Annotated in this window: 23 protein-coding genes, 1 tRNA gene and 1 pseudogene; 4 read left to right on the top strand and 21 right to left on the bottom strand. The window is 68.1% G+C overall.

Features of this window, described 5'->3' with window-relative positions:
* Positions 1-47: 47 nt before the first annotated feature.
* From hisIE to hisS, 10 genes are all read right to left on the bottom strand, one after another.
* On the bottom strand, positions 48-671 hold the full coding sequence (hisIE, locus tag AC3ITN_RS08840) for a bifunctional phosphoribosyl-AMP cyclohydrolase/phosphoribosyl-ATP diphosphatase HisIE (RefSeq protein ID WP_489392695.1): 624 nt from the start codon (positions 669-671) through the stop codon (positions 48-50).
* A complete protein-coding gene (gene hisF / locus AC3ITN_RS08835; protein WP_489392694.1) occupies positions 661-1,437 on the bottom strand; it encodes an imidazole glycerol phosphate synthase subunit HisF in 777 nt (258 codons plus the stop codon). Before hisF ends, hisIE begins: the two co-directional genes overlap by 11 nt.
* Entirely contained in the window at positions 1,431-2,165 is a 735-nt protein-coding gene (gene hisA / locus AC3ITN_RS08830; protein WP_489392693.1) for a 1-(5-phosphoribosyl)-5-[(5-phosphoribosylamino)methylideneamino]imidazole-4-carboxamide isomerase, read from the bottom strand. Before hisA ends, hisF begins: the two co-directional genes overlap by 7 nt.
* Positions 2,162-2,764 (bottom strand): imidazole glycerol phosphate synthase subunit HisH, encoded by a 603-nt coding sequence (hisH, locus tag AC3ITN_RS08825; protein ID WP_313342716.1) that lies wholly within the window; start codon positions 2,762-2,764, stop codon positions 2,162-2,164. The genes hisA and hisH overlap by 4 nt, the downstream gene beginning before the upstream one ends.
* Entirely contained in the window at positions 2,761-3,834 is a 1,074-nt protein-coding gene (gene hisB / locus AC3ITN_RS08820) for a bifunctional histidinol-phosphatase/imidazoleglycerol-phosphate dehydratase HisB (protein ID WP_489392692.1), read from the bottom strand. Before hisB ends, hisH begins: the two co-directional genes overlap by 4 nt.
* Positions 3,831-4,919: a histidinol-phosphate transaminase gene (hisC, locus tag AC3ITN_RS08815; protein ID WP_489392691.1), complete on the bottom strand. Its 1,089-nt coding sequence runs from the start codon at positions 4,917-4,919 to the stop codon at positions 3,831-3,833. The genes hisB and hisC overlap by 4 nt, the downstream gene beginning before the upstream one ends.
* Positions 4,916-6,211 (bottom strand): histidinol dehydrogenase, encoded by a 1,296-nt coding sequence (gene hisD, locus AC3ITN_RS08810; protein WP_489392690.1) that lies wholly within the window; start codon positions 6,209-6,211, stop codon positions 4,916-4,918. The genes hisC and hisD overlap by 4 nt, the downstream gene beginning before the upstream one ends.
* On the bottom strand, positions 6,208-7,119 hold the full coding sequence (gene hisG / locus AC3ITN_RS08805) for an ATP phosphoribosyltransferase (protein ID WP_313342704.1): 912 nt from the start codon (positions 7,117-7,119) through the stop codon (positions 6,208-6,210). The genes hisD and hisG overlap by 4 nt, the downstream gene beginning before the upstream one ends.
* A gap of 11 nt (positions 7,120-7,130) precedes the next feature.
* Positions 7,131-7,457: a YerC/YecD family TrpR-related protein gene (locus AC3ITN_RS08800; protein WP_489392689.1), complete on the bottom strand. Its 327-nt coding sequence runs from the start codon at positions 7,455-7,457 to the stop codon at positions 7,131-7,133.
* A gap of 1,235 nt (positions 7,458-8,692) precedes the next feature.
* Positions 8,693-10,090, bottom strand: coding sequence for a histidine--tRNA ligase (gene hisS / locus AC3ITN_RS08795; protein WP_313342698.1), 1,398 nt, complete (start codon positions 10,088-10,090; stop codon positions 8,693-8,695).
* A gap of 140 nt (positions 10,091-10,230) precedes the next feature.
* Between hisS and AC3ITN_RS08790 the strand changes: the two genes are divergently transcribed.
* On the top strand, positions 10,231-10,974 hold the full coding sequence (locus AC3ITN_RS08790) for a Crp/Fnr family transcriptional regulator (RefSeq protein WP_489392688.1): 744 nt from the start codon (positions 10,231-10,233) through the stop codon (positions 10,972-10,974).
* Between the two features lie 30 nt (positions 10,975-11,004).
* Here the strand turns inward: AC3ITN_RS08790 and thrC are convergent, their stop codons facing one another.
* The 5 genes from thrC to AC3ITN_RS08765 all read right to left on the bottom strand — a co-directional run bounded on the left by thrC (position 11,005) and on the right by AC3ITN_RS08765 (position 17,882).
* On the bottom strand, positions 11,005-12,294 hold the full coding sequence (thrC, locus tag AC3ITN_RS08785; protein WP_313342692.1) for a threonine synthase: 1,290 nt from the start codon (positions 12,292-12,294) through the stop codon (positions 11,005-11,007).
* A gap of 32 nt (positions 12,295-12,326) precedes the next feature.
* Positions 12,327-13,262: a homoserine kinase gene (locus AC3ITN_RS08780; RefSeq protein WP_489392687.1), complete on the bottom strand. Its 936-nt coding sequence runs from the start codon at positions 13,260-13,262 to the stop codon at positions 12,327-12,329.
* Positions 13,259-15,781 (bottom strand): bifunctional aspartate kinase/homoserine dehydrogenase I, encoded by a 2,523-nt coding sequence (gene thrA, locus AC3ITN_RS08775; RefSeq protein ID WP_489392686.1) that lies wholly within the window; start codon positions 15,779-15,781, stop codon positions 13,259-13,261. The genes AC3ITN_RS08780 and thrA overlap by 4 nt, the downstream gene beginning before the upstream one ends.
* 351 nt (positions 15,782-16,132) lie before the next feature.
* A complete protein-coding gene (locus AC3ITN_RS08770; RefSeq protein ID WP_489392685.1) occupies positions 16,133-17,080 on the bottom strand; it encodes a DMT family transporter in 948 nt (315 codons plus the stop codon).
* 73 nt (positions 17,081-17,153) lie between these two features.
* Positions 17,154-17,882 (bottom strand): helix-turn-helix transcriptional regulator, encoded by a 729-nt coding sequence (locus tag AC3ITN_RS08765; RefSeq protein WP_489392684.1) that lies wholly within the window; start codon positions 17,880-17,882, stop codon positions 17,154-17,156.
* A gap of 228 nt (positions 17,883-18,110) precedes the next feature.
* Between AC3ITN_RS08765 and AC3ITN_RS08760 the strand changes: the two genes are divergently transcribed.
* On the top strand, positions 18,111-18,587 hold the full coding sequence (locus AC3ITN_RS08760) for a GNAT family N-acetyltransferase (RefSeq protein ID WP_489392683.1): 477 nt from the start codon (positions 18,111-18,113) through the stop codon (positions 18,585-18,587).
* A gap of 15 nt (positions 18,588-18,602) precedes the next feature.
* Here AC3ITN_RS08760 and AC3ITN_RS08755 read toward each other — a convergent pair whose 3' ends face one another.
* The 6 genes from AC3ITN_RS08755 to kdsA all read right to left on the bottom strand — a co-directional run bounded on the left by AC3ITN_RS08755 (position 18,603) and on the right by kdsA (position 21,557).
* Positions 18,603-18,890, bottom strand: a complete 288-nt coding sequence (locus tag AC3ITN_RS08755; protein ID WP_313342678.1) for a hypothetical protein — start codon at positions 18,888-18,890, stop codon at positions 18,603-18,605.
* Between the two features lie 158 nt (positions 18,891-19,048).
* The gene (locus AC3ITN_RS08750) at positions 19,049-19,498 is read right to left on the bottom strand and encodes a PA2169 family four-helix-bundle protein (protein WP_489392682.1); all 450 of its coding nucleotides are present in this window, start codon (positions 19,496-19,498) and stop codon (positions 19,049-19,051) included.
* Positions 19,499-19,716: 218 nt separating this feature from the next.
* Complete coding sequence (locus AC3ITN_RS08745; protein WP_489392681.1) at positions 19,717-19,938, bottom strand: hypothetical protein; 222 nt, start codon at positions 19,936-19,938, stop codon at positions 19,717-19,719.
* Positions 19,939-20,124: 186 nt separating this feature from the next.
* Positions 20,125-20,397 (bottom strand): DUF2845 domain-containing protein, encoded by a 273-nt coding sequence (locus AC3ITN_RS08740; protein WP_489392680.1) that lies wholly within the window; start codon positions 20,395-20,397, stop codon positions 20,125-20,127.
* A 115-nt stretch (positions 20,398-20,512) separates the two neighbouring features.
* Positions 20,513-20,589: transfer RNA gene (locus tag AC3ITN_RS08735), tRNA-Arg, on the bottom strand.
* A 122-nt stretch (positions 20,590-20,711) separates the two neighbouring features.
* Positions 20,712-21,557 (bottom strand): 3-deoxy-8-phosphooctulonate synthase, encoded by an 846-nt coding sequence (kdsA, locus tag AC3ITN_RS08730; protein WP_489392679.1) that lies wholly within the window; start codon positions 21,555-21,557, stop codon positions 20,712-20,714.
* 205 nt (positions 21,558-21,762) lie between these two features.
* On the opposite strand from kdsA, the gene amaB reads away from it, so the two are divergent.
* Entirely contained in the window at positions 21,763-23,295 is a 1,533-nt protein-coding gene (gene amaB / locus AC3ITN_RS08725; RefSeq protein WP_313342666.1) for an L-piperidine-6-carboxylate dehydrogenase, read from the top strand.
* Positions 23,208-24,041, top strand: a pseudogene (locus AC3ITN_RS08720) (SDR family NAD(P)-dependent oxidoreductase); the annotation flags it as partial. The gene amaB and the pseudogene AC3ITN_RS08720, both read left to right, overlap by 88 nt.
* Positions 24,042-24,095 lie beyond the last annotated feature (54 nt).

Genomic DNA, 24,095 nt, shown 5'->3' with positions numbered 1-24,095 from the left:
CATCGCCTGCCGCGCGTTTCAGCGACGTTAAACGGAACGCCGCTGCCTCATCCCGCGTGCCGCGCCACCAGCACCCCGACCGCATCCTGCAGCGACAGCCCGCGTGCGCGCAGCAGCACGGTGAGGTGGAACAGCAGGTCGGCCGACTCGCCGAGCAATGCCGCGTCGTCCTGTACCACCCCGGCCAGGGCCGTTTCCACGCCTTCCTCGCCGACCTTCTGTGCAATGCGGCGGATGCCCTGTTCGAACAGGCGCGTGGTGTAGCTGTCGGCCGGGCGCTGCTGCTCGCGTTCGCGCACCAGTGCATCCAGCCGGCCCAGGAAGTTGCCCGGCGCCTGCTCGAAGCAGCTTTCGCTGCCGGTATGGCAGGTCGGGCCGGCCGGCCGCGCGCTCACCAGGAGCGTGTCGCGATCGCAGTCGATCCGCACCGCGACCACCGCCAGCACGTTGCCGGACGACTCACCCTTGGTCCACAGCCGCTGCTTGCTGCGGCTGTAGAAGGTCATGTGCCCGGTTTCCAGGGTCCGCGCGAGCGACTCGGCGTTGGCGTAACCCAGCATCAACACCGCCAGGGTGTCGGTGTCCTGCACCACCACCGGCAACAGACCGTCGCCCTTGGCCCAGTCCAGCTGCGCCAGCGCATCGCGCGATGGGAAGACTTCAATAGACATCTCGTACCTCGATCTGCTGCTCGCGCAGGAACTGCTTGAGCGCGGGAATGGCGATGGCGCCACTGTGGAAGACACTGGCGGCCAACGCACCGTCGACATCGGCCCGGTCGAACACGTCGGCGAAGTGCTGCATCCCGCCGGCACCACCGGAGGCGATCAGCGGCACCTGGCACACGGCGCGCGCCTGCTGCAGCTGGGCCACGTCATAGCCGCGGCGCACGCCGTCGCTGTCCATGCAGTTGAGCACGATCTCGCCGGCGCCCCGGCGCTGCGCCTCGACCAGCCAGTCCAGGGTACGCACCGGCACCGCCTGGGTCTTGTCCGGATCGCCGCTGAAGCGGCGCACGCGCCATTCGCCATCCGCCTCGCGCACCGAATCGATGCCGACCACCACGCACTGCACGCCGAAGGCGTCGGCCAGCTCCTCGATCAGCGCCGGGCGCCCGAGCGCGGGCGAATTGATCGAGATCTTGTCGGCGCCGGCGTACAGCACGCGGCGTGCCGTCTCCACGTCGCTGATGCCGCCGGCCACGCAGAAGGGAATGTCGATCAGCCGCGCGATGCGCTCGATCCAGGCCACGTCGACCGCGCGACCCTCCGGGCTGGCCCCGATGTCGTAGAACACCAGCTCGTCAGCGCCCTGGTCGCGGTAGCGCAACGCCAGTTCGGCGATGTCGCCCATGTCCACGTGGTCGCGGAAGCGCACGCCCTTGACCACGCGGCCGTCGCGCACGTCCAGGCAGGGGATCAGGCGGCGGCTCAGCATGCGAGCGCCTCCTGCAGGGTCATGCGCCCTTCCAGCAGCGCCTTGCCCAGGATCGCGCCGCCGCAGCCCACCGCCTTGGCGTCGGCAACGTCGCCGGCACTGCGCACCCCGCCCGAGGCCTGTACCGCCACGCCGGGCAACAGCGCCGACAGGTGCCGGTACAGGTCGATGTTCGGGCCGGTCAGCATGCCGTCGCGGGCGATGTCGGTGCACAGCAGGTGGCGCATGCCCGCCTCGGCGTAGCGTTGGGCGAGCGCATCCAGTGTCACGTCGGCGGTCTCGGTCCAGCCGTGCACCGGCAGCAACCAGCGACCCTCATCGGACTGTCGGGCGTCCAGGGCGATGGTCAGCCGCTCCGGACCAAACTCGCCCAACCACTCGATCACGGTGTCCGGCGCGCGCACCGAGACCGAGCCGACCACCACACGGGCGGCGCCGGCCTGCAGGATGCGGGCGACATCATCGCGCGAGCGCACGCCGCCGCCGGTCTGTACCTGCAGGCCCGTCTGCGCGGTGATCGCCGACAACAGGGGCGCCAGGGTATAGCCACCGGCACGCGCGGCGTCGAGATCGACCAGGTGCATCCAACGTGCGCCGGCGTCGGCAAACGCCTGCGCGCGCGGCAGCGGATCGTCGCCATAGGTGGTCTGCTGGTTGTAGTCGCCCTGCAGCAGGCGCACCACGCGGCCGTCGCGGATGTCCAGCGCGGGATAGACGATGAAGCTCATGTGGGTTCGTTCTCGATGAAGTTGCGCAGGATCCGTGCGCCGGTGGCGGCGGATCGCTCGGGATGGAACTGCGCGCCGCTATGGCGGCCGCGCTGCACCACCGCCGCGAACAGGCCGCCGTGGTCGCACGCCGCCACGGTGTGTTCGTTCAATGGCGCGGCGTAGCTGTGCACGAAGTAGGCGCTGGCACGGTCGGCCACGCCCTCCATCAATGCCGTGGGGTGCAGCGGCAGCAAGCGGTTCCAGCCCATGTGGGGCACCCGGATGCCGGTCGCCGGACGCAGGTGGCGCACCACCCCGGGCAGCAGCCCCAGGCATTCGACATCGCCTTCCTCGGACCCTTCGAACAGCAGCTGCATGCCCAGGCAGATACCCAGCAGCGGAACCTCCAGCTCACGCAGGGGTTCCACCAGACCCTGCGCATGCAGGCGCGCCATGCCGTGCGGGGCGGCGCCCACGCCGGGCAGGATCACCCGCGAGACGCCGCGCAGCCCGGCCGCATCGCGCACCAGCCGCACGCGCGCGCCGAGCCGTTCCAACGCGTAGCGCACCGAACCGAGATTGGCACCGCCGGCATCGATCAGCGCGACCTCGCTCACAGCGCCCCCTTGGTACTGGGCAGCGCCGTGCCCTGCCGCGGCAGCGCCTGGCGCAGTGCACGCGCCAACGCCTTGAAGCACGCTTCCACCTTGTGGTGGTCGTTGTCGCCGCGCACGCTGAGGTTGAGGTTCAAGCCGGCCGCATCGCACAGCGAACGGAAGAAGTGCGGCACCAGCTCGGTCGGCATGTCGCCCACACGCTCGCGCTTGAATTCACCGTCGAACACGAAGTACGGCCGGCCGCTGAAGTCCAGCGCGGCGCTGGCCAGCGTCTCGTCCATGGGCAGGGTGAAACCGTAGCGGCCGATGCCGCGCTTGTCGCCCAGTGCCTCGCGCAACGCCTGGCCCAGCGCCAGGCCGGTGTCTTCGATGGTGTGGTGCTCGTCGATGTGCAGGTCGCCCTCGGCGTGCACGCTCAGCGCGAAGCCGCCGTGCTTGCCGATCTGCTCCAGCATGTGGTCGAAGAACGGAAGGCCGGTATGGGTCTGCGGTTCGGCGACGCGGTCGAGGTCGACCTCGACGCGAATGCGGGTTTCCTTGGTATTGCGCTGCACGACGGCGCGGCGCGGGGCGTCGGCCAGCTCGTGGGCGATGCCGTTCCAGTCCCACTCGCCGCCGAACTGCGCGGTGCGCAACTGGAAGCCACGGATGTTCATGTTCTGTGCGAACTGGATATCGGTCGGGCGGTCGCCGACCATCGCCGAACGCGCCCAGTCGATGCTGCGATCCTGCAGGTACGGCAGCATCATGCCGATGCCCGGCTTGCGCGTCGGCGCATTGTCATGCGGCCAGGTACCGTCGATCAGCACGTCACGGAAAACGATGCCCTGGCTGGCGAAGATCTGCAGCATCAGATCATTCGGCCCATCGAAGGCCGCCTGGGGGTAGCCCTCGCTGCCCAGGCCGTCCTGGTTGCTGACGATGACGAACTGGTAGCCGGCATCGCGCAGCTTCAGCATTGCCGGGATGACATCGCGCACGAAGCGGATCTTCTCGTACGCGTCGATCTGGAAATCGGCCGGCTCTTCGATCAGGGTGCCGTCGCGGTCGACGAACAGAATGGGGGTCATGCGGCGGCCCTCCGGGCGCTGAGTGCCTGCAGCACGCGGTCGTTCTCCGCCGGGCTGCCAATGGTGATGCGCAATGCATCGTGCAGTTGCGGCGCGGCACGCTGGTCACGCACCACGACACCGGCCGCCAGCAGCGCATCGAACGCGCCCTGTGCGTCGGCAAACCGCACCAGCAGGTAGTTGCCCTGCGAGGGATAGGCGCGCAGTACGCCTGGCAGCTGCGGCAGCGCCTGCAGCACGCGTTCGCGTTCGGCCTTGACCTGGGCCACACGGCCTGCGGTCACCGCCAATGCCTCCGGCGCCAGCGCGGCCACCGCCAATGCGGCGCATGGCGCCGGCACCGGATAGGGCGCCTGGCAGCGGCGCAGCACCTGGATCAGGGCAGGATCGGCGATCAGGCTGCCGATCCGTGCGGCGGCAAGTGCATGCGCCTTGGACAAGGTGCGCAGCACGGCGACGTTGTCATACTGCGCAAGCAGCGTGGTGGCCGAGGGCTGATTGGCGAACTCGCCATAGGCTTCGTCCACCACCACCAGCGCCCTGCCCTGCATGGCCTGGGCGACCCGTTCGACGTCGGCCAGTGCGATCACACTGCCGGCCGGGTTCGACGGCGTGCACAGGAACACCAGCTTGGCATTGCCCGCCAGCGCAGCGGCGATGATGGCGTCGATGTCGGCCACCAGCGCAGCGCCGGTGTCGCGCAGCGGAACCTCCAGCAGCGGTGCGTTCTGCAGCCGCGCGCACACGGCGTACATGCCGAACACCGGCGGCGTCACCAGCACGGCATCGCGACCCGGCTCGCACAATGCACGAACCAGCAGGTCGATGGCTTCATCGCTGCCGCGGCCGATCAGCAGCTGCTGTTCATCGCAGCCATACAGCGCTGCCAGCCTTGCGCGCAGCACTGAAGGCTGCGGTTCGGGATAACGGCGCGCGACACCCTGTGCATCGGCGGGGTTGGCCCAGGCCGACTCATTGGCATTGAGCCACACCTCCCCGACCAGCGCGCTGCTGCGCGCCGAGGAATACCCGGCAAATGCGCGAAGATCCTCGCGCACGAGTGATAGCACGGCGGTGGCGCTCATGCGGCCGACCCCATGCGCAGCGCCACGGCATTTTCGTGTGCATCCAGTCCTTCGGCACGTGCCAGCACGCGGGCACAGTGGCCGATGGCGGCGATGCCCTGCGCGGTGGCCGCCTGCACGCTGATCTGGTTCTGGAAGCTGGCCACGCTCACGCCGCTGTAGGCGCGCGCCGCGCCCGCGGTAGGCAGCACGTGGTTGGTGCCGCTGCAGTAGTCGCCCAGCGCTTCGGGCGTGTAATCGCCGAGGAATACCGAGCCGGCTGCCTCGACCTGCGCCAGCCAGTCGCGCGGTTCGCGCAGGGCCAGGATCAGGTGCTCGGGTGCGTAGCGGTTGCTGATCTGGAACGCCTGCACCAGCGAATCCACCAGGATCAGGCGCGAGGACTGCAACGCCTGCGCGGCGATATCGGCGCGCGACAACCGCGCCAGCTGCGCCTGCACCTGCGCTTCCACCTGTTCCAGCATCGCCGCATCATCGGTGAGCAGCAGCACCTGCGAATCCGGGCCGTGTTCCGCCTGCGAGAGCAGGTCAGCGGCGACGAAGGCCGGGTTGGCACCGGCATCGGCGATCACCAGCACTTCGGACGGACCGGCCGGCATGTCGATGGCGGCGGCCCCGTCCTGTGCGACCTGCTGCTTGGCCTCGGTCACGTAGCTGTTGCCCGGGCCGTACAACTTGTCGCAGGCCGGCACGCTGGTGGTGCCATAGGCCATGGCGGCAATCGCCTGCGCTCCCCCCAGCTTGAACACCCGGTGCACGCCGGTCAGCCGCGCGGCGACCAGTACCGCTGGATCGGCGCTGCCATCACGGCGCGGCGGCGTGCACAGCACCACTTCGCGGCAGCCGGCCAGCTGCGCCGGCACGCCGAGCATCAGCGCAGTGGACGGCAGCGGCGCGCTGCCCGCAGGCACATACAGACCGACCCGGCCGATGGGCCGCACCATGCGCTCGCAGCGGACGCCGGGCGCGGTTTCCACCGCGTAGCCCTGGCTCATGCCGGCCTTGTGGAACAGGCGGATACGGTCGGCCGCCTCGATCATCGCCTGGCGCAGTTCGGCGGGCACGGCGCGTTCGGCGGCAGCGAATTCCTCATCATTCACTTCAAAGGACGCGGGGGCCACGCCGTCGAAGCGCAGGCTGATTTCACGCAGCGCGGCATCGCCATCATCGCGTACCGCGGTGATCAACGCCGCGACCGATTCGCGCGTGCGCGCCGCCACGGCCTGCACCGGGCGCTGCAACGCCTGGGCCTGGGCGGCGTCATCCAGTTGGGACCACTGCAGACGATTCATGCCAGCGACCGCTCCACGCTCAGGACCATCAACCCCTGGGCGCCAGCGCGCTCCAGCTCTTCCAGCCGCTGCCAGGTCAACGCGCCGTGGCACATGGTCTGCAGGCGCAGGTGGCCACCGTCGTCCGGCAGTTGCACCAGCGGATCGGCATCGGGCAGCAGGCGTGCCAGCTCGGACACGCGATCCAGCGCGGCGCGGAACATCAGCAGCTTGCTGTCCTGCACCTTCACCACGCCGTCGAGGCGACGCAGCAGCATGGCCATCAGGCCGGCACGTGCGTCATCCGGCGTACGCACCGGACCGGCCAGCACCGCTTCGCTTTCCAGCAGGGTCTCCACCGGCTTGAGCTGATTGGCCGCCAATGTGGCGCCGCTGGAGACCAGGTCACAGATCAGGTCGGCGGTGCCCAGGCGCGGGGCGATCTCGACCGAACCGGACAGTTCCACCACCTGCGCGTCCACACCGCGCTGGGCGAGCCAGTCGGCCAGGATCGCCGGGTAGCTGGTGGCGATACGCTTGCCGGCCAGCTGCTCGATACCCTGCCAGTCCCATTCCTCGGGCACCGCCAGCATGAGCCGGCACTGGCCGAAGTTCAGGCCACGCAACGCCTGGTACGCGTCGGGCAAGCCAAGCCGGCGGCGTGCGGCGCCTTGTTCGTCCAGCTCGTTGCGGCCCACGATGCCAAAGTCGCAGACGCCGTCGGCGATCAAGCCGGGGATGTCATCGTCGCGGACCAGCAGCAGGTCCACCGGCAGCGATTCGCCGTAGCAGAACAGCTTGTCACGGCTCTGCCGCCAGCTCAGTCCGCAGGCGGTGAGCAGGCTGCGCGCCGGCTCGGCCAGCCGCCCGCTCTTCTGGATGGCGATACGCAGCCGGTCGCGTGCCGGGGCGGTCTGGGTTGCACTCATGGGGAAAGTCTCTACTCGGATGCGGGGGAGGCAGGCGTGGCGGTCGCGGCAATGGCGGCGGCATAGCCGCCGTGGCCATGGTCCAGCGAGCGCGCCACGCGCCCGGTGGTCGTCACGCTGACACCGGTCAACTCATGGATTTCGCGATACGGCACGCCCTGCCGCAGCAGCGGCACCACCTTCCAACGGTCGGACAGCGCCTCCAGCTCGGCCGGCGTACACAGATCGCGCAGGAACGCGGTGACCTGCCCGGCACTGGACAGGCCGGCAAAGGCGCCGGCCAGGCTGTCCAGGTCGGCCTGGGGCTCTTTCTCACGGGGGACGGGGCGGATTTTCATCGTATCAATGTAATAGCGTGCTATTACATTAGCGCAAAACCGCCTCGATGCCAATTGGCTGAAGCTACGTCGAAGCCTTCGTTCAGGTTCTGGCCGTCGTTCTCCCAGCGAGCGAGCATCCCTGCCTGTCGCCGGGCGTTGCCCAGCTGGCGTTGGTTTCGAGCGAACAGCCGTTGGGCCGAGGCAGTTGCAAGCTGGGCCGGCGGGTGCGGGTATGCGGGACACGCCGTGAATCCCGCTCCGCGGTCCGGCCCAGCCGCTGGCGGCTGTGCGTTCAGTCGTACACGAGGCAGTGCCTCGTAGGCGTACGCCTTCACCCATGTAGGCTCGTAGAAAACTTGCTCGTGTACGCAATCCTGCGTACACGGCAAGGCCTGGGTTGGGCGTCCTGCCCAACCCGCCCGGCGCATGCGCCGAGCCCATGTTTTCTACGGTCCCGCATACCCGCCCCCGCCGACCCTCGACGGTGTGTTGGTGGCCATGGAAGATCAAAGGCAGGCGTCGGTGTATTCCATGCGTTACCGGGCGTTGGGTTGTTCAGTGCAGTCGTCTGGGGACCGCGCCTACCCATTCCGATCGCAAATCCCGATCCGACGCGGATGTCGATACCGGCGTCGACGCACTCCGACACCGGCCCCAAGGCTGCGACCGCTGACAGGGTCGGTCGCCAGACGACTGCCTTGAATCCACAAACACGCGACAACGCATGACCCCAGAACGAAAACGCTGTTGCTGTTGCTGTTGCTGTTGCTGTTGCTTTCCGTGGAGCCGGCCAGCGGCCGGCACTACGGGGGCGGACGGCCGTCAGAACCCGTGTTGCTTTTACTCATGGCCACCAACCACCTGTCGAAGGTGGGACGGGGTGGGTTTGCGGGACCGTAGAAAACATGGATGTTTTCTACGAGCCCCCATGGGTGAAGGCGCACTGCTTGCGAGGCACTGCCTCGCGTGCGACTGAACGCACAACCGCTGGCGGTTGGGCTGGGGCCCGGAGGGCGGTTCACGGCGTGTCCCGTAAACCCACACCGTCCCGCCAAACCAGGAATCAAGTGCGAAAGGGCTGTTCGCCTGAATGCATGAAGCACCGGGCAACGCCCGGTGCCCAGTGAAAACGTGCAATCAAGCAATCAAGCAATCAAGCAATGAAGCAATGAAGCAATGAAGCAATGAAGCAACCATAAACAACAACGGCACCCGAAGGTGCCGTTGTAGTCATCCACAGAAGGAAGCGAAACTCACGCCATGGCGCGGGTCTGCTCCAGCTCAACCTGCAACGCACTCGCCAGCTCATCGCGGGCAACCTCGAACTGCTGCTCGCGCAACAGATCCTTGACCGCCACCACGCCGCGCGCCAGCTCGTCTTCACCGGCCAGCACCACGAAGCGGATACCGGCCTTGGCCGCGTACTGGAACTGCTTGCCGATCTTCTTCGGCTCCATCTGCACCTCGGCGTTGATCCCGCCCACGCGCAGGCGACGCGCGATATCGAGCGACTCGGACAGACCGTTGTCATCCATCAGTGCCACCAGCGCATGCACGCTGCTGTCCTCGATGCCCGCGATCAGGCCCGCTTCGCGCAGCTGCCAGAACAGACGGGTCAGACCGATCGAAATACCCACGCCCGGCAGCTTGGACTTGCTGTAGTGGCTGGCCAGGTCCTCGTAACGGCCGCCCGAACAGATCGAACCGATCTGCGGGTGGTCCGTCAGCGTGGTTTCGTACACCGTGCCGGTGTAGTAATCCAACCCACGCGCGATCGAGAAGTTCAGGCAGTACGCGTTTTCCGGCACGCCCAGCGCCTTGACCAGCTGCAGCACCTCGCGCAGCTCCGCCACGCCCAGCGTCAGCGTCTCGCTCGCCGTGCCATCGGCCACCAGCGCGTCCAGCTGCGCCAGCGCGTCGGCATGGCTGCTTGAACGCACCGCCACGAACGCCAGGATCCGCTCGACCTGCTCGGCCGGAATGGCGAAGCCTTCCCCGGTCAGCGTCTCGCGCACATAGTCTGGACCGCGCTTGTCGAGCTTGTCGACTTCACGCAGCACCGCCATCTGGCGCTCACCATCGGCCACGCCCAGGCTCTCGAAGAAGCCGCGCATCAGCTTGCGGTTGTTCAACTGTACCGAGAAGTCGCCAATGCGCAGCTCCGCGAACACCGCGTGGATCACCGCGAGCACTTCCGCGTCATACCGCGTGCTAAGCGCGTCCTTGCCGATCACGTCGATGTCGCACTGGTAGAACTCGCGGAACCGCCCGCGCTGCGCGCGCTCACCGCGGTAGACGCGCTGCATCTGGTAGCGGCGGAACGGGAAGGTCAGGTCGTGCTCGTGCTCGGCCACGTAACGCGCCAGCGGCACCGTCAGGTCGAAACGCAGCGCCAGTTCCGGCAGACTCTTGTCGCCCGCCTCGGCCGCATTGGCCAGCGCACCGGTGGACTGCACGAAATACACCTGGCGCTCGGTCTCGCCGCCGGACTTGGTCAGCAGCACATCGGACAGCTCGAACACCGGGGTTTCCACCGGCAGGAACCCGAACCGCTCGTAGTTGCGGCGGATGACGTCCAGCATGCGCTGAAACGCGATCTGCTCGCGCGGCAGCAATTCCATGATGCCGGGCGGCGTACGGGGCTTGATCACTTGCGGGACTCCTGCGGAACGGGGGATGAGCGAGCTGCATATTCTAGCCGCAGCCGGGCGGAACGGCCGTAACGGCCGTCGAACGCCGGCCCGCCAGCGGCATTGGCGTATCATAGTCAGGCCCCGCTCCCTGGCTCGACATGACCCGGCCCCACCCCGCACTTGCCACTGTAGAGGACCCCGCCCCCGGGTGTTCGCCGCTGCGCGACTGCCTGCACTGCTCGGTGCGTCACCTGGCCGTGTGCTCGGCGCTGTCGCCCGACGAGGTGCAGGCGCTGGAACGTGTCACCGTCTCCCAGCCCCTGGTGCTGGGCGCCACCCTGGCCCGTGCCGGCGAGCCGCGCCAACATGTCTATACCTTGACCCGCGGCGCTCTGCGCCTGGTCCGCACCCTCGCCGACGGGCGTCGCCAGATCAGCGGATTCGTGCTGCCTGGCGACTACCTGGGCTTGAGCGGCAGCGACCACCACCGCTACGACATCGAGGCCATTGCCGACAGTCGCGTGTGCCGCGTGGCCCTGCCCCAGATGAAGGATCTTCGCGCACGTTTCCCGCACCTGGAGCGCAAGCTGCTGCAGCGTGCCTGCCAGGCGCTGGATGACGCGGCCGACGCCGCGATGGCGTTGGGCCGCCTGCAACCGGCCGAGAAACTGGCCGATTTCCTGCTGCGCCTGGCCGCGCGCGAGGCCCGACTGGGCGGCGACGGGCTGCGCGTGACCCTGCCGATGGGCCGCAGTGATATCGCCGATCACCTCGGGCTGACCATGGAAACGGTCAGCCGCACCTTCACCAAGCTGCGCCAGCAGGGCCTGATCGCCCTGCCCCACCTCAATACCGTCGAGATTCTGGACGAGGCCGGGCTGCAGGTCCTGTCCGCAGCCTGATCGGCGGCGTCGTTCACCGCTGAACGTCGGTCAGGACAGCAGCACCTCACGCAACGCCGCATAGTCCGGCGCGCACGGTTCCGCATGTGCGGGCCGCTTCAACAGCGCCGCCAGCGCCGGCGGAACGTCGAGGGGACGGCCGATCAACGGTTCCACCACCGATTCGAATTTGGCCGGATGCGCGGTCGCGGCGACCGCCCAGTCGCCCTGGACGCCCTCGCTTCGCAACTGTTCAAGCAGCTTCACCGCCGTGGCGGTGTGCGGGCAGAACACCTCGCCCGCCTGCGCGTGACGCCGCGCGATGAGCTCGCCGATCGCCGCATCGTCGACGGCCTCCGCGCGGAAGCCCAGGCGCAACGCCGCCTCGTCATCGGCGTACATCCAGCGCAGCCGTTCGAAGTTGCTCGGCGCGCCCACATCCATCGCATTGGCCAGCGTCGCCACGCTCTGCGCCGGCTGGTAGGCCTGCCCGTGGAAGAAGCGCGGCAGCACGTCATTGGCATTGGTGGCCAGCGCGATGCGTCCGAGTGGCAGGCCCATCGCCCGCGCCAGCACCGCCGCCATCGCATTGCCCAGGTTGCCGGTGGGCACTACCAGGTTGAGCAACTGGCCGCTGGCCGCCTGATGGGTCAGCGCCGCATGCGCGTAGTAGCTCATCTGCGGCAGCCAACGCCCCAGGCTGATGCTGTTGGCCGAGCTCAATGGCAGCTGCGCCTGCAGCTCGCGATCACCCAGCGCCTGCTTCACCATCGCCTGGCAGTCGTCGAACGAGCCGGCCACGCGCAGCGCCTGGATGTTGTCGCCGAAGCAACCGAGCTGGTGCGCCTGGCGAGGAGATACGCGACCGTCAGGGTACAGCACCACCACCCGGATACCCGGCTGCCGATGGAACGCGGCGGCCACCGCCGCACCGGTATCGCCGGAGGTCGCCACCACGATCGTCAGCGGCCGCGCGCGGTCGCGCTGCAGCCGGGCCAGGCTGGCTGCAAGGAAGCGCGCGCCGAAGTCCTTGAAGGCCGCCGTAGGTCCGTGGAACAGCTCCAGCACATGGTCGCCCGGCGTTGACAGCGCCCGCAACGGCGCCGGAAAGTCGAACGCCTCCGCGCACAGCTCGGCCAGGTGAGGCGCCAACGCGTCGCCGGCAAAGAACGGTGCCAGCACCGCTCCCGCGTCGCCGGCCAGGCTGCCACGCCCGGTCCACCGCTGCGGCAGGGGGCGCTGCGCGGGCACGTACAGACCGCCATCGGGCGCCAGGCCGGCGGCGACGGCCGCGCTGAGCGACACGGCCGGTGCCGCACCTCGGGTCGAAACGAAATTCATGGAAAGTCCTGGCAGATGAGGGGAAACCGCACTCACAACAGTTGCGCGCCGGGCGCGTCCAACGGCGACACCCAGGCCTGGCTGTCGAAACCGGCCTGGGCAAAGGCCTGCTGCACACCCGCCTGCGCGGCCTGCGCGGCGGCCTGGCTGTCGAACCACGCGAATACGCTGGGCCCAGCGCCGGAAATGCTGGCGCCCATCGCGCCGGCCGCGAGCGCGGCATCGCGCGCCGCATCGAAGCCGACGATCAGCGCGGCGCGACGCGGCTCCACCAGCACGTCGCGCAGACCGGCACGCACCAGCTCCGCATCGCCGCTGAAGCAGCCGCTCAATACCAGCGCCAGGTTCGCGCTCTGCTCGACGAACGCGGACAGCGTGTAGCTGCCCTGCAGTGCGGCTCGGGCGCGCCGCGTTTCCAGCACCGCCTCCGGGTGCACCAGCAGGCTGTGCCAGGCCGACGGTACCGGAATGCGCACCAGCCGGTCGGCGGTGCTCAGGACCAGCCCGCCGAGCAGCATCGGCCCCAGGTTGTCGCCGTGGCGCCCGCCGCTGGCCACGGCCTCGCCGGTCAGCGCGAACGGATACAGCGCCTCACGCGGCAACGGGGTGTCGAGCAGCGCGTTGGCCGCGATCAGTGCGGCCACGCACGACGCCGCCGAACCGCCCATGCCCGAGCCCAGCGCGATGCCCTTGTCGATCTCCAGCTCGAAGCCGAACGGCAACGCCAGTGCCTCGCGGAGCGCGATCAAGGCCGCGCCCGCCGTGTTGTCGGCCGCGTCCAGCGGCAGGTCCACGGTGGTGCCGCGGATCGCCACGATGCGTACCTGCGGCGACGCGATGCGTCGCACCGTGACCGTATCGCCAACACCGGCGATGGCGTGGCCCAGGATGTCGAACCCCACGGCGGCGTTGCCGACCGATGCCGGCGAGAATGCACGCGCGGCGGTGATATGAACGGCCTCACTCACAGACGCGCTCCTTCACCGGCGGCGACCCGCAGCACATCGGCGAACACGCCGGCGGCCGTCACTTCCGGTCCCGCCCCCGGTCCCTGCACCACCAGCGGATTATCGCAATAACGGCGCGTGGTGAACTGCACCACGTTGTCGGTGAGGCGCAGATTCGCGAAGGCATGGCTGGCCGGCAACTCGACCAGCCCGACCTTCGCCGCATCCGCCGACAGACGCGCCACGTAGCGCAGCACCGCACCACGCGAACGCGCCTGCGCCAGGCGCTCGGCAAACACCGCATCCACGGCATCCAGGCCACCCATGAAGTCATCGACACTGGCATCGCGCAGCGCCTCCGGCACGAGGCTCTCCACCGACACCTGCTCCAGGCTCAGCTCACGCCCGGCCTCACGTGCCAGGATCACCAGCTTGCGTGCGACATCCACGCCGGACAGGTCGTCGCGTGGATCCGGCTCGGTATAGCCCATGCCACGCGCCTGCGCGACCAGCTGCGAGAACGGCACCTCACCGTCATATTTGTTGAACAGCCAGGCCAGCGTGCCGGAGAAGATGCCGTCGATGGCCAGCACCTCGTCACCGGTATCGACCAGATCGCGCAGGGTGGTGATCACCGGCAGGCCCGCACCCACTGTCGCCTCATAGCGGAAGCGCGCGCCGCTGGCGGCCGCCGCGTCGCGGATAGCGTGGTAGCGCGGCAACGGGCCGGCTCCGGCCTGTTTGTTCGGGGTCACCACGTGGATGCCTGCCTGCAACCAGGCCGCGTAGCGGTCGGCCACGTCGGCACTGCCGCTGCAATCCACGATCAGTGCATGCGGCAGATGCGCGGACAGCAGGTGTTCGGTGAATGCATCCAGGTCGGTCGCCTGCGCCTGCCCGGCCAATGCGGCGCGCCAGTCGCCCTGCACGCCGCGTGCATCCAGCCGCATGCGGCTGCGCGATGCGACCGCACGCAGGCGCAGGTCCACGTTCGCGCGCGTCAGCAACGTGGGCTGCGCGGCCAGCAGCTGGTCCAGCAGCGCCGCCCCGACATTGCCCGGGCCGATCACCCCAACGGAGAACGTCTGCGGCGACAGCCAGAAGCCGGCATGCGCCGCGCGCAGTGCCTTGGTCGCATGCCCGCTGTCGACCGCCACGGAGATGTTGCGCTCCGATGAACCCTGCGCGATCGCCAGGATGTTCACCTGCGCCCGTCCCAGCGATTCGAACAGCCGCGCGGCCACGCCGGGCTGCCCGGCCATGCCATCGCCCACCGCCGCGAGCACGCTCACGTTGTCGGTGAGTTGCACGCGCTGCACCTGGCCCAGGCCCAGCTCATGCGCGAAGGCCTGCAGCAGGGCATCACGCGCCTGCCGCGCCACGGCCTGCGGCACCACGCAGCAGATCGAATGTTCGGACGAGCCCTGCGAGATCATCACCACCGACACATGCGCGTTGCGCAGCGCCGCGAACACCCGTTCGGCGGTACCGGGCACGCCGATCAGGCCCGTGCCCTCCAGGTTCAGCAGGGCCAGGTCCGGGCTCAGCGTGAGGCCTTTGATGGGGCCGGACGTGGTCCGCTCGGCCGTGATCCGCGTGCCGGGATGATCGGGGCGGAAGGTATTGCGGATGATGATCGGCAGGCCGCGCTCGATGGCCGGTGACATGGTCTGTGGGTGCACGACCTTGGCGCCGAAATACGCCAGCTCGCAGGCTTCGTCATAGCTGAGCGCGTCCAGCTGGACCGCTTCGGGCACCACCCGCGGGTCGGCCGACAGCACACCGTCCACATCGGTCCAGATATGCAGTTCATCGGCATTGAACAGCGCGGCGAAGATCGCACCGGAGTAATCACTGCCGTTGCGGCCCAGCGTGGTCACGCGGTTGCGGCGGTCGCGGGCGACGAACCCGGTGGCGACCACGCGGGCCTGGGGGTGGCGCTCCCGCCACTCCGCCAGGCGTTGCGCGCTCTGCGCCCAGTCGACGTCCACACCCAGCTCGCCACGGTCCACCACGAGTACATCGCGCGCGTCGAGCACCGCACAGTCGTCGCCCACGCTCTGCAGGTACTGTCCCAGCAACTGTGCCGAGTAGACCTCGCCCAGGCCCTGCACGCGGTCGAGCACCTCGCTGGGCAGCTCGCCGATCACCGCCAGTGCCGCCAGCACGTCGGACAGCTGGTCGAAGCGCGCATCCAGCCATTCGACGGTGGCGCCGGCGTGTTCGCCAAGCAGCGCCACTGCGGCACCGCGGTGCCGGGCCCGCAGCGCATGCCAGTCATCGCGCCATTGCGGCGCATCCAGCGACGCCCGCTCGGCCAGGGCAATCAACGCGTCGGTCACGCCCTTCATCGCCGACACCACGGTGACCTGCACGGCCTCGTCGCGGGCCAGCAGCAGCTGCGCCACGTGCCGGTAGCGGTCCGCGTCAGCGACAGAGGTGCCGCCGAACTTGTGCACAATGGTGGCCGTGGCGGCCCGCAGCGGGGAGGAAGAGCCTGGCGATGCGGCGGCATCGGGTGAAGCGGCGACAGAAGACATGCTGACCTCGATTCGAGGCCCCGCGTCAGTCAGATGGAAGGAGAGTCCCCGCCACCTGGTCTGGTGCGGGGCCGTTGTTTTCGGAAATTACGCGAAGACGACGGGCCGCACCGGGCGAGTGGTGACGGTGGTAATGGTGGTGGTACCGATGCCGAGGCCAGACACGCGCGCGCCGCCCGAAGAGGCGGTGGAGCGCAGCGTGGCGGTGGCGGCGGGAAGGACCATGGGTCAAGAAAACTACGCCGCACCCCCGCCTGTCAAGTGCTGCGGTGCAAGAACCCGCCGGCGTCGATCAGCGTGGAACGTCGGCAAAAAAGTTGCGAATGTGACTATCCAGGCGCGGCAACGCCATCAGCCGACGTGCTCGGCTACCGCCCGTGGCGGGCGGTGCGCGTGGGCGCACAGCAGCACCCCCGAGACCAGGCAGAGGATCGCGAGCGTCTCCATCAACGTCGGCCAGCGTCGCTGCCAGGCGAAGCCGTAGAGCAGCGCGAACAGCGTTTCGAACACGATCATCTGCCCCGTCAGGGTCAGCGGCAGGTTGCGACTGGCGCGGTTCCAGCAGGCGTTGCCCAGCACTGATGCCACCACCGCCACGCCGGCGCTGATCGCCCAGAACCACATCCAGTCGATGGGTGGATGCACAGCGCGGGACATGACGAACGCACTCGGCACCAGCAGCAGGGCCAGCGCTCCGGTGGTCACCCCGGTGAGCAGCGACCAGTCGTGGCCACTCAAGTCCGGCCGCCGCGCCAGCCAGCGACTGTTGCCGATCGAGTACAGCGCCCACGACAGCAGCGCGCCGACCGCACACAGCAGGCCCAGCACGCGGCGGCTCGCCGAGCCCTGCGCATGTCCCGCCTGCAGCGCTTCGTAGCCCACCAGCCCGACCCCGAGCAGGCACAGCGCCAACGCCGGAGCAAGCCGGCGCAGCGGCACCGCGCCCTCCTCGCGCGCGCCCGCCACGGTCACCACCACCGGGATCAAACCCACGATCAGCGACGCCGCCGCGCCACCGGCCCACTGCACCGCATTGGCCAGCAGCACGAAATACACCAGGTTGCCTGCCAGGCTCAGCCACAGCAGCCCCCGCCATTCGGCACTGCCGATGCGCTGGCGCAGTTCACGCCAGCGCGGTGCCAGCAGCACCACGGCAATCAGCCCGTAGACCAGGTAGCGGCCCGCCGACAACTGCACGGCACTGAACTGCACCAGCATCGCCGGTGCCAGGAAGACCACACCCCACAACGCACCGGCGGCGATGCCGTTGGCAATACCGACTCCCATCGAACGATTCATCTGCGAGCACGCATCCAGCAGCGGAAAGACCGCGCCAGTGTAGGCGCGGACATCGCGCCGATCTTGACCCAGGCTACTGCGTGGGGCGGTAGCGGCGTCGGTACTCGGCGGGCGTCATGCCCCAGTCGCGGCGCAGTGCCCGGGTCAGCGCACTCTGCTCGGAGTATCCGGCGTGCTGCGCGATGTCGGCGATGGACAGCCCCGTATCCGCCAGCCGACCCCGCGCCCAGCGCAACCGGCTCGCACTGAGCCAGGCCTGCGGAGTGAGCGAAAATGCCTCACGGAACAGCACGTGCAGCCGGCTGCTGCTCACCCCCACCTCGCTGGCAATGCGCTCCACCGGCCACGCATGCCCGGGGGACTGCGCGATGCGTGCGCACACCGCCTGCAGGCGGGTGGAACTACCGGCCAGCGAAAATGCCTGCAACAACGCCGGAAGTTCGCGCTGCACGACGTCCCCATGGATGCGCGCAGGCGCCAGCCCTGCCACGCACTGCGCCATGGCACGCACGGCGGCGGGCAGCGCAAGCAGCGGCTGGCGCTGCAACCGCGCCAGGGTGTCATCGTCGATCAGTGTGGCCGGACAGTCGACGATCAGGAACAGGTCGTCATCGCCGGCCGACTGCGCGTGGCCTGCGGCAGGAGCCACGAAAGCACCCTGCAACCCGTCCAGTCGTGCGCCGTGTCCGTCGAGTTCGAACGCAAGCTCTCCGCGCACGGGAATGACCCATTGCGCGAAGTCGTGGCGATCCACGTCCGACGACGGGCCGTAGCGGCGAAGGTTGAAGGCGGGTGCACTCATGTCGAGCCCATGGTAGCCGGTGCTATAGTCGGCCGTGTCCTGTCAGCATGGAGTGCGCACTGTGACGTACATCAAAAATTCGGCCCGCCGCCTGCGTTTGCGCCCGTCCGCGCTGCTGGCCCTGGCCCCCGTCTGCCCGCCATTGGCGGCACAGAGCGGACCCGCCCCTTCCCCCTGATCCGCGCCCCTGCCGCGGGTCGTCGTGCTGTTCCGCTTCCGGGAGCCGACATGCAGTTCATTGCACTCAGTGAAGCGCCGCGTCTGCTGCCGCAGGTGGCGCGCTGGTACTTCGACACGTGGGGCCGGCATGTGCCCGGCATGACCCTGGACGACGAGCAGGTTCGGCTTGAAGTCTTCCTTCAGCAGGACGAGCTGCCGCTGCTGCTGTTGGCGGTGCACGACCATGGACCGGTCGCCGCCGCGCAGCTCAAGTTCCACGAGCGCACCGAGCGCCCTGAACGCCTGCATTGGCTGGGCGGCGTCTACGTGGACCAGTCACAGCGTGGCCACGGGCTGGCCGCGCGGCTGATCGAGGATCTGATGGCACGCGGACGCGCCTTCGGCGTACGCGACGTCTACCTGCAGACCGAGCGGAACGACGGCGGCCTGTATCGACGGCTGGGCTGGAAACCCCTTGAAATGCAGATGCACGCAAGTGGCGTGCCGGTGCGGATCATGCAGCGGACGCTGTCCGCCGCCGAGTGAAGCCTGTGCCCGCGCTCAGCGGAATCGCACGGGCTGCGGTGCCGGACGATCGGCCAGCGAGCCCAGCGTAAACGTGTAACCCGCTTCTTCCAGCAGCTTGCGCATGCGCAGCTCGGCGCGCTTGGGATACGCCAGCGACGTGGGCGCATGCAGTGCATATGAGGTGGAGCGACCGGCCTGGTTGTCACGCGTGACCGACGACTGGTTGGTCTCGCACGCGTTCGACCAAAGGTCCAACAGCACCTTGGGTCCAATGGACTGGTTGTTGCCAAGACGAAGCGTAAGCCAACGCATGTGTTCCATGACGAATCCCAACCCTACCTGTGACCGAGTATGCACCATATCCCGAGGCGCCGTACGCGGGGGTCTGGAATCGCGCAGGGCGTTGATACGCAAACGCCCCGGCTGAACCGGGGCGCTTGCTGACCTGCCCGTCGGCGACGCGGACGTCGCCGTGGTGATCAATGCTTCAGTGCATGCTTGCGGGTGCGCATCACTTCATGCGTTTCCTGCACGATCGGCAGCAGTCGGTTGACTTCCTGACGCGCCGCCGGCGAGGTGTCGCTGTCGGTCAGCGTGTCCTTGAACGCCTTCAGCAGGCGATCCTCGGACTCTTCCAGTTCGGCTACGTAGCCGTACTGCGTGTCGCCCAGGGTGGCGCGCACCTTGCCGTAGAACTGCTGCATGGAACCCACCATCGTGCCGTGTTCGGCAGGCTTGCCACCGGCAGCCAGCACGGTGCTGCTCAGCGAATTGACGATGTCGGCCTTGACGCCCGCGATGCGGGTGAACAGTGCGGACAGCTCGGCATCCTTCACCTTGCCGGCGGCTTCGGTGTAGAAGTCCTTGCCGTCGCGGGCGATTTCGATCAGGTCATTGAGGCTGTGGGCGGTATTCGATTCGGTGCTCACTGTTGTCTACTCCTGGTAATTCATTGGATGGCCCGTGCTTGGGTGACCCCACCTTTCCGCATTGGGAATGAAGTCGGCGTGACCTCCGCAGCGGACCGTTAAGCGATGTGTGAGGCGTGAAAAAACCGTGTCTGCAGCGAGTGTTTTCCGCGTCACGGTGCAGTTCGCACGAGCATCGCATCACGTAAACGATGCGCATCGTGCGTCGTGGAGTGCACTCACTCCTGCACCGGTTCGCCGGGCGGAACCGGTGCCTCCAGCGGCGGCTCCGCCGGCGGTGGATCGCGTTCGGGCGGCACTTCGCCAGGCGGATCCTGCACCGGCGGATCCTGCGCAGGCGGTGCTTCCACCGGTGTGGGCGGTGCCTCGGGTACTGGGCCGGGTGGCGGCACCTGCCCGGCTGCATGGATCATCGATGCGGAGGAAAAATGGACTGACATGCATGCACTCCTGAACGTGTGTAATCAGGACCGTCGCACGAGAGAGGTAAACACGCGGAGATGGCAGCGTGTTGAAGATCGCCACACAGCAACTGCTGGTTGCTCGACCGCGCCGCGGCGCCTTTCACCAGACGCACGCTGCGCTGCTGCCTGGGTAGCGCAGCCAGGCAGCGCACGGTGACGCACTCAGTTGAAGAGCTCGCGCACGTCGGTGACTCTTCCATCACGGAACGTCACCTGGATCGTCTTGCGCGGCTGGTAATACTCCCAGCGCTCGCCGATATTCCCGCTGTACTCGCTTTCCAGCTGGACGACCCGATCCGGTTTGCCGGCCACCTGCGTGACTTTGCCCGCCGAGTCGCCCGAATTCACCAGCTGGTTGCCAAACCGCACGCTGCCGCCCGCCATCGCCGCACCCGCGGCCAGGCAGAGCACCAACGCCGACAAAATCCTGTTCATCGCCCTCTCCTTCATCATGGGTAGGTATCCCGCCCTGCAACTTTGCCACAGGGGGCCGGTGCTGCACATGTGAGCGGGTGGCACTCGGTGCAAGCCAGAAGGAGTAGCGCGGATGTGGTGACCCCGGCCCGATTCGAACGGGCGACCTTCCCCTTAGGAGGGGGACGCTCTATCCAGCTGAGCTACGGGGCCAAGTGCGGGTCCGGCGTGGCCGGATCCCTGGCCGCACCCACATTGCATGGGTGCAGCCGTGAAGGATACCTACATTCGGCGAACGGACCAAGGCCGATTCCGCCGTTGCGGCACGTCCCGGCTCAGCGGATGTCCAGTTCCGGGAAGCCCTTGACCAGCTCGTCCAGCGCCTTGATCTGGGTCAGGAACGGCTCCAGCGCGCTCAGCGGGAGGGCGCTGGGGCCGTCGCAGCGGGCGTGGTCCGGGTCGCGGTGCGCTTCCAGGAACAGGCCGGCCAGGCCCAGCGCCATGCCCGAACGGGCCAGTTCGGCCACCTGGCGGCGGCGGCCACCGGAGGCTTCGCTGCCGGCGTCGCGGCGCTGCAGGCTGTGGGTGACATCGAAGATCGCCGGCAGGCCGCCGGTGGATTCGATCATTTCGCGGAAGCCCAGCATGTCCACGACCAGATTGTCGTAGCCGAACTGCGAGCCGCGCTCACACAGGATGATGTTCTCGTTGCCCGCTTCGCGGATCTTGGACACGATGTGCTTGATCTGCGTGGGGCTCAGGAACTGCGGCTTCTTGATGTTGACCGCACGGCCGGTTTCGGCGATGGCCTTGACCAGGTCGGTCTGGCGGGCCAGGAAGGCCGGAATCTGCAGCACGTCGACCACTTCGGCCACCGGCGCGGCCTGGGCGACTTCGTGCACGTCGGTGATCACCGGAATGCCGAAACGACGCTTGACCTCTTCGAAGATGCGCAGCCCTTCGTCCAGACCCACGCCACGGTACGAACTGATCGACGAGCGGTTGGCCTTGTCGAACGACGCCTTGAAGACATAGGGAATGTCCAGCTTGCCGGTCACCGTGGTGAAGTGCTCGGCCGCATGCAGGGTCGAATCCAGATCTTCGAGCACGTTCAGGCCACCAAACAGCACGAACGGGAGACGGTTCCCGACGACCACACCTTCTGCAACGGTAACGTTCATTCAGATTCCTGGGGGCGAACAATGGTGGCCATTCTAGCGGGTTGGCGGCGGCCCCCGCCCGACCCACGGTCGGATGCCACCACCGGCAGGTGCCGACCGTTGTGCAGTACCGGCGAACCGTGACGGGGTAGAATTGGCGTTCTGCATGCCGCACCCCCACCCTGCCAGCGGCTGCACCCTTTTTTGATTCGCAACAGGAGTTTGCATGTCCTCTGACCTGCTCAAGGCGCTCGGCCTCGACGCGACCAACGCTGGCACCTACCTCGGCAACGGCGAGTGGTCCACGGCCACCGACGCCGGTGTGATCACCCCGGTCAATCCGACCACCGGTGAGGCCATCGCCCAGGTGTACGCCACCACCGACGCCGACTACGAAACCATCGTGGCGCGCGCCCAGGACGCCTTCAAGGTCTGGCGTACCACCCCGGCACCGCGCCGTGGCGAAGCCGTGCGCCTGTGCGGCGAAGCGCTGCGCGCCCACAAGGATGCGCTGGGTTCGCTGGTCGCGCTGGAAATGGGCAAGAGCAAGCCCGAGGGCGATGGCGAAGTGCAGGAGATGATCGACATCGCCGACTTCGCCGTGGGCCAGAGCCGCATGCTGTACGGCTACACCATGCACTCCGAGCGCCCGGGCCACCGCATGTACGAGCAGTACCAGCCGCTGGGCCTGGTCGGCATCATCAGCGCGTTCAACTTCCCGGTGGCGGTGTGGGCCTGGAATTCGTTCCTGGCCGCGATCTGCGGCGATGTGTGCCTGTGGAAGCCGTCCAACAAGACCCCGCTGACCGCGATCGCATCGATGAAGATCTGCAACGACGCCCTGCGCGGCGCCGGTTTCCCGGACATCTTCTTCCTGATCAACGATGCCGGCACCGAACTGTCGCAGAAGATGGTGGCCGACAAGCGCGTGCCGCTGATCAGCTTCACCGGTTCGACCCAGGTCGGCCGCCAGGTCGCCGAGAAAGTGGCCCACCGCCTGGGCCGCTGCCTGCTGGAACTGGGCGGCAACAACGCCATCATCCTGGACGAAACCGCCGATCTGAAGCTGGCCATCCCCGGCATCGTGTTCGGTGCGGTCGGCACCGCCGGCCAGCGCTGCACCACCACGCGCCGCCTGATCGTGCACGCATCGGTCTACGACGACGTGCTGGCCACGCTGATCAAGGCGTACAAGCAGGTGGAAGGCAAGATCGGCGATCCGACCGACCCGGCCAACCTGATGGGCCCGCTCAACAGCGACCACGCCGTTCAGCAGTTCCTGGCGTCCATCGAGAAGGCCAAGGCCAGCGGCGGCACCATTGAAACCGGCGGCACGCGCATCGACCGCGCCGGCAACTTCGTGCTGCCGGCGATCGTGACCGGCCTGAAGAACAGCGACGAAGTGGTGCAGCACGAAACCTTCGCGCCGATCCTGTACGTCATGAAGTACAGCACGCTGGACGAAGCCATCGACCTGCAGAACGGCGTGCCGCAGGGCCTGTCCTCGTCGATCTTCACCACCAACCTGAAGACCGCCGAACGCTTCCTGTCGGCGGCCGGTTCGGACTGCGGCATTGCCAACGTCAACATCGGCACCTCCGGTGCCGAGATCGGCGGTGCGTTCGGTGGCGAGAAGGACACCGGAGGTGGTCGCGAATCCGGCTCGGATGCATGGAAGGTCTACATGCGCCGCCAGACCAACACCATCAACTACTCCGACTCGCTGCCGCTGGCACAGGGCATCAAGTTCGACCTGTGATGGTCGAAGCGGGCGAAGGACTGCCGACCCACGGTCGGCACCCATCGGGTGAGGCGGCGTTGCGCCGCCCCACCCTCGATTTCAGCGGGCGCCGGGTGCTGGTGGCCGGTGGCAGCAAGGGCATTGGCCGGGCCATGGCAATCGCCTTTGCGGCTGCGGGTGCGCGCGTCTCGGTGTGCGCACGCGGCGCAGCCGGCCTGGCCGCGCTGAGCGATGACGCCACTGCACAGGGACAGCCGCTGCACACCTGCGTCGCCGACCTTTCGCGCCTGGACGATATCGAACACTGGTTGACCCAGGCGGCCGACGCGCTGGGTGGCATCGATGTTCTGATCAACAATGCCACCGGCTACGGCATGACCGACGATGAGGCCGGCTGGGAAGCCAGCCTCGGCGTCGATCTCATGTCAGCGGTGCGCGCCTCCCGGCTCGCCCTGCCCTGGCTGAAGCAGTCGAAGGATGCCTGCATCCTCAACCTGGCCTCGATTGCCGCCCAGCAACCGCGCCCCGGCGCCGCCCCCTACGGCGCGGCCAAGGCGGCGCTGATGCACTACACCACCTCGCAGGCGCTGGCACTGGCCCCGCACCGGATCCGGGTGAACGCCATTGCCCCCGGCTCGATCGAGTTCGAGGACGGGCTGTGGGCACGCCGACGCGAGCAGGACCCGACGCTGTACCACGGCACGCTGGCCAAAATACCGTTCGGCCGGTTCGGCGAGCCGCAGGAAATCGCCGATGCCGCGCTGTTCCTGTGCTCGCCGCTGGCGCGCTGGATCACCGGGCACACCTTGAACGTCGAT

It is taken from the genome of Stenotrophomonas sp. KH_036_B (genome assembly GCF_057839485.1).
The sequence above is the reverse complement of the archived record's forward strand: the minus strand, read 5'-3'. Positions and strand labels throughout refer to the sequence as shown.